This window comes from Phreatobacter sp., assembly GCF_030691135.1.
Lineage (GTDB): Bacteria > Pseudomonadota > Alphaproteobacteria > Rhizobiales > Phreatobacteraceae > Phreatobacter.
Map to the genome: position 1 here is coordinate 17,369 of NZ_JAUYFA010000100.1, position 10,790 is coordinate 28,158.

Annotated in this window: 11 protein-coding genes; 1 reads left to right on the top strand and 10 read right to left on the bottom strand. The window is 67.9% G+C overall.

The features are described from left to right. Positions 1-28 precede the first annotated feature (28 nt). Positions 29-1,204: an MFS transporter gene (locus Q8O26_RS18580; RefSeq protein WP_305578325.1), complete on the top strand. Its 1,176-nt coding sequence runs from the start codon at positions 29-31 to the stop codon at positions 1,202-1,204. 3 nt (positions 1,205-1,207) lie between these two features. Here the strand turns inward: Q8O26_RS18580 and glmS are convergent, their stop codons facing one another. The 10 genes from glmS to Q8O26_RS18630 all read right to left on the bottom strand — a co-directional run. Further along, the gene (gene glmS / locus Q8O26_RS18585; RefSeq protein ID WP_305578327.1) at positions 1,208-3,034 is read right to left on the bottom strand and encodes a glutamine--fructose-6-phosphate transaminase (isomerizing); all 1,827 of its coding nucleotides are present in this window, start codon (positions 3,032-3,034) and stop codon (positions 1,208-1,210) included. A 171-nt stretch (positions 3,035-3,205) separates the two neighbouring features. Next, a complete protein-coding gene (gene glmU / locus Q8O26_RS18590; protein WP_305578329.1) occupies positions 3,206-4,582 on the bottom strand; it encodes a bifunctional UDP-N-acetylglucosamine diphosphorylase/glucosamine-1-phosphate N-acetyltransferase GlmU in 1,377 nt (458 codons plus the stop codon). 73 nt (positions 4,583-4,655) lie between these two features. Continuing rightward, positions 4,656-5,501, bottom strand: a complete 846-nt coding sequence (kdsA, locus tag Q8O26_RS18595) for a 3-deoxy-8-phosphooctulonate synthase (protein WP_305578331.1) — start codon at positions 5,499-5,501, stop codon at positions 4,656-4,658. A gap of 107 nt (positions 5,502-5,608) precedes the next feature. Then, complete coding sequence (locus Q8O26_RS18600; protein ID WP_305578333.1) at positions 5,609-6,769, bottom strand: glutathionylspermidine synthase family protein; 1,161 nt, start codon at positions 6,767-6,769, stop codon at positions 5,609-5,611. 1 nt (position 6,770) lies between these two features. Then, positions 6,771-7,349, bottom strand: coding sequence for a hypothetical protein (locus Q8O26_RS18605; protein ID WP_305578334.1), 579 nt, complete (start codon positions 7,347-7,349; stop codon positions 6,771-6,773). A 10-nt stretch (positions 7,350-7,359) separates the two neighbouring features. After that, positions 7,360-7,767, bottom strand: a complete 408-nt coding sequence (locus Q8O26_RS18610; RefSeq protein ID WP_305578336.1) for a DUF350 domain-containing protein — start codon at positions 7,765-7,767, stop codon at positions 7,360-7,362. A 53-nt stretch (positions 7,768-7,820) separates the two neighbouring features. Then, the gene (locus tag Q8O26_RS18615; protein ID WP_305578338.1) at positions 7,821-8,168 is read right to left on the bottom strand and encodes a DUF1190 domain-containing protein; all 348 of its coding nucleotides are present in this window, start codon (positions 8,166-8,168) and stop codon (positions 7,821-7,823) included. Beyond that, positions 8,168-9,796 (bottom strand): CTP synthase, encoded by a 1,629-nt coding sequence (locus Q8O26_RS18620; protein ID WP_305578340.1) that lies wholly within the window; start codon positions 9,794-9,796, stop codon positions 8,168-8,170. The genes Q8O26_RS18615 and Q8O26_RS18620 overlap by 1 nt, the downstream gene beginning before the upstream one ends. 192 nt (positions 9,797-9,988) lie before the next feature. Continuing rightward, complete coding sequence (gene secG / locus Q8O26_RS18625) at positions 9,989-10,399, bottom strand: preprotein translocase subunit SecG (RefSeq protein WP_305578342.1); 411 nt, start codon at positions 10,397-10,399, stop codon at positions 9,989-9,991. Positions 10,400-10,504: 105 nt separating this feature from the next. Next, on the bottom strand, positions 10,505-10,790 hold a 286-nt coding region (locus Q8O26_RS18630), incomplete at its 5' end, for a hypothetical protein (RefSeq protein WP_371134606.1).

Consider the following 10,790-nt stretch of genomic DNA (forward strand, 5'->3'; position numbering starts at 1 on the left):
GCGTCTTGCCTTCATGGGAGGCGGCCTGATGACCGCGACGCCAGCCCCCGACATCTTCACGCGTCAGACCATCGTCTCTCTCGGGGCGGCGATCGCCTGCATCGTCACCGTCGGTATCGGCCTGTCGCTGTCCATCCCGCTGCTGTCCTTCGCCCTCGATGCCAAGGGCGCCTCCCGCACGCTGATCGGACTGAACACGGCGATGGCCGGCGTCGCCACCATCGTCTGCGCCCCCTTCATTTCCGGCTGGGCCCGGCGCTTCGGCGTCCACACGCTGCTCGTCGGGGCGACGATCCTCGCCGGCGTCAGCCTTCTGGCCTTTCTCGTAGTCGAGCCGATCTGGGCCTGGTTCCCGTTGCGCTTCGTCTTTTCCCTCGCCCTCACCGTCCTCTTCGTCCTTTCCGAATACTGGATCAATGCGGCGGCGCCCGAACACCGGCGCGGCCTCGTGCTCGGCATCTATGCCAGCGCCCTGTCGATCGGCTTTGCCGCCGGCCCCTTCGTGCTGATCGTGCTCGGCGCCGCCGGACCCGCCCCCTATTTCGCCGGGGCCGCCCTCCTCGTCCTCGCCATGCTGCCGGTCCTGCTGGCGCGCGCCATGATCCCGGTCATCGAGGACCACCCCTCCGCCGGCTTCGTCACCTTCCTGTGGGCGGCCCCCGCCGCCACCCTCGCCGCTCTGGTCTTCGGCTCGGCGGAGACCGGCGCCTTCGCCCTCCTGCCCCTCTACGGCACGGCCATCGGCCTCGACGTGGCGGGAGCCGCGACGCTGGTGTCGCTGATGTCGCTCGGCAATCTCGCCTTCCAGATCCCCATCGGCCTGATCGCCGACCGCATCGACCGTCGCAAGGTACTGCTCGCCTGCGGCATCGTCGGCGCCTTGGGCATGCTGATCGCCACCTTCGTGACGCTGCCGATCGGCTGGTTGCGGGTGCTTCTCTTCGTCTGGGGCGGCATCGTCGCGGCGCTTTACACGGTGGGCCTCGCCCATCTCGGCAGCCGCTTCCGCGGTGCCGACCTCGCCCAGGCCAATGCCGCCTTCGTCGTCATGTATTCCGCCGGCCTGATGATTGGCCCGCCTCTCGCTGGCTTCGGCATGGACCTGTGGCCGCCGCACGGGCTGATGGCGACCTTCGCCGGGCTCTTCCTGATCTATGTGGCCGTGGTGCTGGCCCGCATGGCCCGAGCCCGCGGGACCGCCTGAACCTCACTCCACCGTGACGCTCTTCGCCAGGTTGCGCGGCTGGTCGACATCCGTGCCCATCTCCACCGCCGTGTGATAGGCAAGGAGCTGGATCGGCACCGAATAGACGATGGGTGCAATGGTCGCCGGCACGTCCGGCATGACGATGGTCGCCACCGTATCCACCTCGGCGTGTTCGGCGCCCCTCGCGTCGGTGACGAGGATGATCTGCCCGCCGCGCGCCGCCACCTCCTGCATGTTCGACACGGTCTTCTCGTAGACCTTGTCGAAGGGCGCGATGACGACGACCGGCATGTCCTCGTCGATCAGCGCGATCGGCCCATGCTTCAGTTCGCCCGCCGCATAGCCCTCGGCATGGATATAGGAAAGCTCCTTCAGCTTCAGCGCGCCCTCCAGGGCGATAGGGAAGGAGGTGCCGCGGCCGAGATAGAGCACGTCGCGCACCTTCGACAGCATCTTGGCGATGCCGGCGATGTGGTCCTCCTGCTTCAGCGCCTCGTTCATGTAGCGCGGTGCCTCCATCATGGCGCGGACGAGCTTGTCCTCCTCGTCCTCGTTGATGAAGCCGCGCGCCTTGCCGGCGGCGATCGCCAGCGAGGCAAGCACCGCGAGCTGGCAGGTGAAGGCCTTGGTCGAGGCGACGCCGATCTCAGGGCCCGCCAGCGTCGGCATGACGATGTGGCTCTCGCGGGCGATGGTCGAGGTCGGCACGTTGACGACGGCGAGCACGTGCTGGCCGTTCTCCTTGGCGTAGCGGAGCGAAGCCAATGTGTCGGCGGTTTCGCCCGACTGGGAGACCACGATCATCAGCCCGCCCGGCACCATCGGCGTCTCGCGGTAGCGGAATTCCGAGGCGATATCGATGTCGACCTGGATGCGGGCGAAGCGCTCGAACCAGTATTTCGCTGTCAGGCCGGCGAGATAGGCCGTGCCGCAGGCTGCGATCGAGATGCGCGGCAGCGCGGCCCAGTCGAAAGGCAGGACCGCCGGCAGGCGCACCTTGCCGGCGGCCATGTCGAGATAATGGGCGGTGGTGCGGGCCACGACCTCGGGCTGCTCATAGATCTCCTTGAGCATGAAATGCTTGTGATTGCCCTTGTCGACGAGGAAGGCGGTCGCCGAAGAGCGGATCACCGGTCGCTGCACCACATGGCCGGCCTCGTCGCGGATCTCCACCGAATTGCGGTCGAGGATGGCCCAGTCGCCCTCCTCCAGATAGGCGACGGCAGACGTGAAGGGCGCGAGCGCGATGGCGTCGGAGCCGAGATACCTCTCGCCGTCGCCGTAACCGACCGCCAGCGGCGAGCCCTTGCGGGCGCCGATCAGGAGGTTGTCGTTGCCCTCGAAGATGAAGGCGAGCGCGAAGGCGCCGCGCAGCCGCGGCAGGGCGGCGCCCACCGCGTCGATGGCGCTCAGGCCTTCCTTCATGCCCTGGCCGACCAGATGGGCCACCGTCTCGGTGTCGGTCTGGGTGGAGAAGACGATGCCCTTGGCCTCCAGCTCCTTTCGGAGCTCGCGGAAGTTCTCGATGATGCCGTTATGGACGACCGCGACCCCCTCCGAGGCGTGCGGATGGGCATTGGTCTCGGTCGGCGCGCCGTGGGTCGCCCAGCGCGTATGGCCGATGCCGATCGTGCCGGACAGCGGCGATTTCGCCAGCAGGGCCTCGAGGTTCTTCAGCTTGCCCTCGGCGCGGCGGCGGGTGAGCACCCCGTCCTCCAGCGTCGCAACACCGGCCGAATCGTAACCGCGATATTCGAGACGCTTGAGGCTGTCGACGAGCTGGCCCGCCACGGGCTCCTTGCCGAGAATGCCGATGATCCCGCACATGCGTATCGTTCTCCACGTCCCGCTACCGCGCTTCGCCGCACGATGCCCGTATCCGCCGCTTATAAGCCGGCAGAAGCCAAGGCGGGTTTAACGCTGCGCCCGTGCCGCCGCGAATGAATTGCTGTGACGATGTGAGACAGGGCGCGGCTGCCGGGCGGACAGCGAGGCTCCTTACCCCTTCCCCTGCTCCCGCGCCTTCCGCGCCGCGCGCTTCGCCTTGTTCGTCCGGATCATCTCGGCGCCCCGCCCCGGCAGGCCCGCCTGCTTGGCACGGCCGAAAACCAGCGCCCCGTCCTTGGCGTCGAGCGTGATGGTCGAGCCTGCGGCGATCAGCACCTCGTCGCCGATGGTCAGGGGCGCGACGAGCGTCGAGTTAGAGCCGACGAACACGTCTCGGCCGATGACGGTCGGATGTTTTTCCGCGCCGTCGAAATTGCAGGTGATGGTGCCGGCGCCGATATTCGTCCCCTCGCCGATGGTCGCGTCGCCGAGATAGGCCAAGTGGTTCGCCTCGGCCCCGGCGGAGATGGTGGTGCGGTTCACCTCGACGAAATTGCCGATATGGACCTTCTCGCCGATGCGGCTCTTCGGCCGGATTCGGGCGAAGGGACCGATAATGGCGCCCTCATCCACCACGCATCCCGCCAGATGCGAATAGGCGCGAATCGTCACGTCGTCGGCGATGGAGACGCCCGGCCCGAACACGACATGCGGCTCCAGGGCGACATCGCGCCCGAACGCGGTGTCGAAGGCGAGGAACACCGTCTCCGGCGCCGTCATGGTGACGCCGCCGCGCATCGCCGCCTCGCGCAGGCGCGCTTGAGCGATGGCCTCGACCTCGGCGAGCTGGACGCGGTCGTTGACCCCCCTCACCTCCGCCTCCGGCGCCAGCACCACGGCCGTCGACAGGCCTTCGGCCCTAGCGAGCGCCACCGCATCGGTCAGGTAGAACTCGCCCTTCGCATTGGCCTTGCCGATCCGCTTCAGGAGGGTGAGAGCCGTTTCGCCGGCCAGCGCCATCAGCCCGCCGTTGCACAGCGTGATGGCACGCTGGGCAGCGCTCGCCTCCTTCTCCTCGACGATGGCGGCGAGGCCGCCGCCTTCTATCAACAGCCGCCCGTAGCCGAAGGGGTCCGCCGCCTCGAAACCGAGCACGGCCACGGCCGCACCGCCGGCGAGCGCCGCGCGCAATCGACCGAAGGTTTCCGGTGTCACCAGCGGGGTGTCGCCGAAGGCGACGATGACGTCGTCGAAGCCGCCGGCGATCTCGGCCTCGGCATGCAGCACCGCATGGGCGGTGCCGAGCCGGTCGGTCTGGACGTGGATCGTCGCATCCGGCTTCACCCGCCGCGCCTCGGCGGCGACGTCGGCGCGATTGGGCCCCACCACCACCGCCGCCGCCGTGCCGCCGGCCGCCGCCACAGCGGTGAGCACATGGCCGATCATCGACAGGCCGGCGACCTCATGCAGCACCTTCGGCCGGGCGGACTTCATCCGCGTCCCCTCGCCGGCGGCGAGCACGATGGACAGGCAGGTGCGGTCGGTCATGAGCGAAGTCCGATTCGGATTATCCGCGGCAGTCTAGGGCTTTTGCGATCGGCAAGAAGCCCGTGCAGCCTGATCATCCCAGCCCCTTGGCCAACCGGTCGAAGGCGACGAGCATCGTCAAAAGCCCTTCCATCTGTTTCAGCGGCACCATGTTGGGGCCGTCGGAGGGCGCCCTGTCCGGGTCGGGATGGGTCTCGATGAAAACGCCGGCGACGCCGACGGCGACCGCCGCCCGCGCCAGCACCGGCACGAATTCGCGCTGGCCGCCGGAGGACGAGCCCTTGCCGCCCGGCTGCTGCACCGAATGGGTGGCGTCGAAGATGACCGGAGCCCCCGTCGTCTCGGCCATGATCGGCAGCGCCCGCATGTCGGAGACGAGCGTGTTGTAGCCGAAGGAGACACCGCGCTCGGTCACCATGACGCCGGGATTGCCGGCCTCGCGGATCTTGGCGGCGACATTGGCCATGTCCCAGGGGGCGAGGAACTGGCCCTTCTTGACGTTAACGACGCGGCCGGTCTCGGCTGCCGCCACCAGAAGATCGGTCTGCCGGCACAGGAAGGCGGGAATCTGCAGGATGTCGACCACCTCCGCCACCGGCGCGCACTGGTCGATCTCGTGGATGTCGGTGAGGACCGGCAGGCCGAGCCGCTCCTTGACCTCGGCGAAGATCGGCAGTGCCGCCGACAGCCCGATGCCGCGCGAGGACTTGCCGGAGGTGCGGTTCGCCTTGTCGAAGGAGGACTTGTAGACGAGGCCGATGCCGACCCGCGCCGTGATCTCCTTCAGGGCCGAAGCCACCTCCAGGGCGTGATCACGGCTTTCCATCGCGCAGGGGCCGGCGATGAGGGTCAGCGGCAGGCGGTTGCCGAAGCGCACGCCGCCGACATCGACGGTCGCCTGTTCGAGAGCTGCAATCACGTCCGTGTCCCTTCTCGCGCCGCAACGGCGGGGCTGATCTGCCCGGGCGGGTTCTCGCAGACCCGCATGTGCCGATCAACCCGAGATGGGATGGCCGCCGCCCGCCGTCAATCGACGATGGCGTGCGGGATGAAGCAGGAGGTGTTGCCGGTGACGAGGCCTGCATCCTCGCGAATGCCGATTCCCGCCGGATCCTGGTCGATGATCCAGGAGCCGATCACCGGCCGCATGCCGTCGAACACCACGTCCGGCGCCAGCGCCTGGATGATCCGCGGCAGGGTATCGTAGGGACCCTCGGGGGCCACCACCGTCACGCCGCCCTTGCGGATCTCCACATTGGCACCCTCGCGGGAGAAGATCGGCTTGGCGACATAGTCGCGCCCGATGGCGGAAGCCGCCGGATCGCCCTCGTAGTAGCTCTCCAGCAGGTTCGGATGGCCGGGCGACATCTTCCAGAGCTCCGGCAGGATCGCCTTGGTCGACAGCAGCATTTTCCACGGCGGCTCGATCCACACTGTGGGCGATCCGGGCAGGGCCGAACCGAACTCCTCGTGGATCAGCCATTCCCACGGATAGAGCTTGAACAGCGTCTTGATCTCGCGGTTCTCCTCGTCGACGAAGCGCCCCGAGCCGTCGAGGCCGATCGAGGCGATGTCGAGGAGTACTACCTGGTGGCCGGCACCGCCGGCGCATTCGGCCATGTATTCGACGTTCTTGCGGTCTTCGAGCTCCTCGGAAAAGGCCGTCATATGCAGGAGCCCGGCCGTCGGCCAGGCCGAAAACCGCGCGATCAGCTTGTCGTGCAGGCTGTTGAACTGGTCGGCATTGGCGGGCAGCACGCGCGCCTTGATGCGATCCTCCAGCCAGTACCACTGGAAGACCGAGGCCTCATAGAGCGAGGTCGGCGTGTCGGCGTTGAATTCCAGCAGTTTCGGCGGGCTCTTGCCGTCGTAGACGAAATCGAAGCGGCCGTAGAGGCTCGGGTCGTGCCGGTCCCAGCTCCGCGCGATCCAGTCCCAGTAGGTCGAGGGAATGTTGAGGCGCTTCAGATATTCCTCATCGCGCACGGCGCGGCCCGCCCATTCGCCGCAAAGCGCCACCAGCTCGCTGGTGCCGGCCTCGATGTCGTCCTCGATCTGGCGCAGGGTGAACCGGTAATAGGCCCGCTCGTCCCAGTAGCGCTGCCCGTCCGGCATGGCATAGGCGAAGCCATATTCGTCGGCGAGCGCCTGCCAGTTGGGCCGTTCGGCGATGGCCATCCGCTGCATGTCATCCCCCCCTGGAAGAGCTCGAGAAGCTTCGGGCCGTCGAGCCGAAGCCGGAACGGCTGACGCCCTGGCTCTGGCTTGAGGCCGTGCCGGACGTGTTGGAGCCGGCGGACGAACCGCTGCTGCCGCCGCCCCAGAACACCGAGCGGCTGGAACTCGAGGACCGGCAGGTGTTGCGGGCGGTGAATGGCTGGCCGAGCGCCGTGAGATAGGCCGACCCCGCCCCCGCGGTCAGGGTCTCGATGGACCAAGGCCCCGACGTTCCCCTCCGGGTCAGTCCGACGGCCTGGGCGCCGCGGGCGAAGGCCGCACCGCATTGCGGCCCCGACTGGATCGCCTCGCACTGGGTGATCGACACCGCGATCTGGCTCGCTGTGCAGTCGGGGCGGGTGCCGCCGAGACCGAAGCCGTTGGTGGCCGTGATGGCACCGATACCAAGCAGCGCCGCAGTACCGATGCCGACGGGACCGAGCAGCACCGAGCGTTTCTGTGTCGGGGCCGCCGCAGCCTCCACCCTCACCTGCGGCTTGGGAAGATTGCGCATCTGCCGTTTGCCGAAGGGAGGCTTTGGATCCGCCATGAGAGCCTCCTCACGTCGTCATCGAGGCGGCGGCGAGCTGGCCGCCGGTGATCGAGACCGCACCCAACCAGATCCCGGCGGAGATTTCCTGCCGCTCGATCCGCCCGCTCAGATCGTCGATGATGAGCCGCGCGAGGTAATAGATGGCGATCTGGACGATCAGCGAGACGGTGGCCCAGAGCGTGTTGTCGAGGATCGACACGGAAAACTCGACCGAGGCCGCCAGCGGAAGGGAGAAACCGATCAGGCTGCCGGCCAGCGAGATCGCCGCAGCCGTATTGCCCTGCCGGATCAGCGCGAACTCGTTGTGATGGGTGATCTTCGTGTAGATGGCGCCGAAGATAACGAGGAACAGCACGGCGAGCACATAATGCGCCAAGAATGCCGGAAACCCCGACAGATATTCCGTAATGACCACGAACCCCTCCCAAACCGTTGCCGCTGCAGGCTAGCCGCGGTCCGGGCCGCCCGCTAGCCTCGCCCGAAGACCGGCACCACCACCTCCGGTGGCCCCGGCCGCAGACAGAAGCCGCTGGCGCGCGGCACGAATCCGGTGGAACCGGTCGCGGGCTGGCAGGAAAGGTAGCGGTCCTCGCATTGCTGGCGCATGTCGAAGACGGGGCCGCTCTGTAACAGGCGGCGATCGGCCTCGCCCATCAGCGCCTCGCAGCGGGCCGCGTCTATGCCGCCGGCGATGCAGGCCTGGGCGCTGCGATAGACCGGAGCGCCCGCACAGTCGCCGCCGGTGAGCATGACGAAGGCGACGACGGCACCGGCCGTCAGGATGACCGCCGAGCCGACGACCGCGACCGGCTTCATCACACCAGCCGCGACTGCGCTTTGGCCGCCTCGATGAACGAGCGGAACAGGGGATGCGGCTCGAAGGGCCGGCTCTTCAGCTCCGGGTGATACTGCACACCGATAAACCAGGGATGGTCGGGATATTCGATCGTCTCGGGCAGCACGCCGTCGGGCGACAGGCCGGTGAAGACGAGGCCCTTGTCCTCCAGCCGCTTGCGATAGTCGAGGTTGACCTCGTAGCGATGGCGGTGACGCTCGGAGATGACGTCGGAACGGTAGATTGCGGCGATGCGCGAATCCGCCTTCAGATGGGCGGTATAGGCGCCGAGCCGCATCGTGCCGCCGAGATCGCTGCCCGTCGTGCGCTTCTGCAACTCGTTGCCCTTCAGCCATTCGGTGAGGAGGCCGACCACCGGCTCCGGCGTCGGGCCGAATTCTGTAGAATTGGCCTGCGGAATGCCGGCGAGGTTCCGCGCCGCCTCGATCACCGCCATCTGCATGCCGAAGCAGATGCCGAAATAGGGCACCTTGCGCTCCCGTGCGAAGCGCGCCGCGCGAATCTTGCCCTCGGCGCCGCGCTGGCCGAAGCCGCCCGGCACGAGGATGCCGTGGACGTCCTGCAGATAGGGCGAGGGATCCTCGCGCTCGAAGACCTCGCTCTCGATCCACTCGAGATTGACCTTCACCTTGTTGGCGATGCCGCCATGGGCGAGCGCCTCGATCAGCGACTTGTAGGCGTCCTTCAGGCCCGTGTACTTGCCGACGATGGCGATGTTGACCTCGCCCTCGGGATTATGAACCCGCGCCGACACGTCGTCCCAGCGCCGCATGTCCGGCTCGCCGACGACTTCGATGCCGAAGGCGCGCAGCACCTCGTCGTCGAGGCCGGCCTGATGATAGGCGAGCGGCACGTCGTAGATGGAGCCGGCATCGCGCGCCTCGACCACCGCCGAGGGCCGGACGTTGCAGAACAGCGCCAGCTTCTTGCGTTCGCCCTCCGGGATCGGCCGGTCGCAGCGGCAGAGCAGGATGTCCGGCGCGATGCCGATGGAGCGCAGCTCCTGCACCGAGTGCTGGGTCGGCTTGGTCTTCAACTCGCCCGCCGAGGCGATGTAGGGCAGCAGCGTCAGGTGGACATAGATGCTGTCGCCCTCGGGCAGTTCGTTGCCGAGCTGGCGGATCGCCTCGAAGAAGGGCAGCCCCTCGATGTCGCCCACCGTACCGCCGATCTCGACGAGGACGAAGTCGAAGCCCTCGTTGCCGGTCCGCACGAAATCCTTGATGGCGTCCGTGACGTGCGGGATCACCTGGATGGTGGCGCCGAGATAGTCGCCGCGCCGCTCCTTGGTGATGATGTCCTGGTAGATGCGGCCGGTGGTGATGTTGTCGGCACGGGTGCAGGGGCGGCCGGTGAAGCGCTCGTAATGACCGAGGTCGAGATCGGTCTCGGCGCCGTCGTCGGTGACGAAGACCTCGCCGTGCTGCGTCGGGCTCATCGTTCCCGGATCGACGTTGAGATAGGGGTCGAGCTTGCGCAGGCGGACCGTATAGCCACGCGCCTGCAGGAGGGAGCCGAGGGCCGCCGAGGCCAGACCCTTGCCCAGGGACGAGACCACGCCGCCGGTGATGAAGATATACCGCGTCATGGGGCTTCTTCCTTAAGGCGCATCGACCGATTCGAACAGCAGGACGAAAGACGCGCCGCGTCTTGTCCCCCAAAAAGAGAAGGGCCGGTTTCCCGGCCCTGTTTCGGATAATCGTGCTTGCCGTCGGCACGGCCGGCTTGCAATGGGCGGAGACGGACTTGTGCGGCCCGTCCCCAATTTAAACGTCGGCGCTTACGGCCGCGGCGCCGGGGCTGCGGGCGCAGCCGGCGGCTGGGACAGGCCGCGCAGGCCCTCGAGCACGCCGGTGCCACCCTGTCCGCCGCCGGACTGCGGCACCTGCGGCGAGGCCGGAGCCGCCGGAACCCCCGGCGTCGCCGGGGCCGTGGTCGCCGGCTGGTCGAGCAGCGAGCGCGGCCCGCGGGCCTGCGTCGCCAGATAGGCCAGCGAGATGGAGGTGATGAAGAAGCCCGTGGCCAGGATCGCCGTCGCCCGTGTCAGGACGTTGCCCGAGCCGCGCGAGGACATGAAGTTGCCGCCGCCGCCGCCCATGCCGAGGCCGCCGCCTTCGGAGCGCTGGAGGAGGACCACGACGATCAGTGCAAGCACGATCATCAGGTGAACGACGAGAATGACGGACTGCATGGCCGCGCAATTGTCCTTGGCTCGAAAGAATGGGCGTCTCTACACGATCGGGCAGGCCTTGCCTACCCCGTCGCGCCGACCGGGATATGGGGAGGCTCCGCGCCCTCAGCCAGCCTCGACGGACTGCACCGCCCTGCCCCCGCCCGAGACCCCGGGATCGAGATGCCAGAAGATCCAGGCCGAGGCGCTGGTGATGACGCCGATGGCCACGAAGGTCGCCTGGAAGGCCGGAACCGCCGAACCGGCGATTCCCCCGGCGAAATGGGTCGTGAAGGTCGCGAGCAGCGCCCCGGCCACCGTCACGCCGAGGCTCATGGACAGCATCTGGACCATCGAGAACAGGCTGTTGCCGCTCCCTGCCCCTGCCGGATCGAGATCGCGCAGCGTCACG

Coding starts and splice junctions, on each gene's coding strand:
- Q8O26_RS18615 (WP_305578338.1), bottom strand. CDS start 8,168: ATGAAGCCGGTCGCGGTCGTCGGCTCGGCGGTCATCCTGACGGCCGGT.
- Q8O26_RS18605 (WP_305578334.1), bottom strand. CDS start 7,349: ATGGCGGATCCAAAGCCTCCCTTCGGCAAACGGCAGATGCGCAATCTT.
- glmS (WP_305578327.1), bottom strand. CDS start 3,034: ATGTGCGGGATCATCGGCATTCTCGGCAAGGAGCCCGTGGCGGGCCAG.
- Q8O26_RS18580 (WP_305578325.1), top strand. CDS start 29: ATGACCGCGACGCCAGCCCCCGACATCTTCACGCGTCAGACCATCGTC.
- glmU (WP_305578329.1), bottom strand. CDS start 4,582: ATGACCGACCGCACCTGCCTGTCCATCGTGCTCGCCGCCGGCGAGGGG.
- secG (WP_305578342.1), bottom strand. CDS start 10,399: ATGCAGTCCGTCATTCTCGTCGTTCACCTGATGATCGTGCTTGCACTG.
- Q8O26_RS18620 (WP_305578340.1), bottom strand. CDS start 9,796: ATGACGCGGTATATCTTCATCACCGGCGGCGTGGTCTCGTCCCTGGGC.
- Q8O26_RS18600 (WP_305578333.1), bottom strand. CDS start 6,769: ATGCAGCGGATGGCCATCGCCGAACGGCCCAACTGGCAGGCGCTCGCC.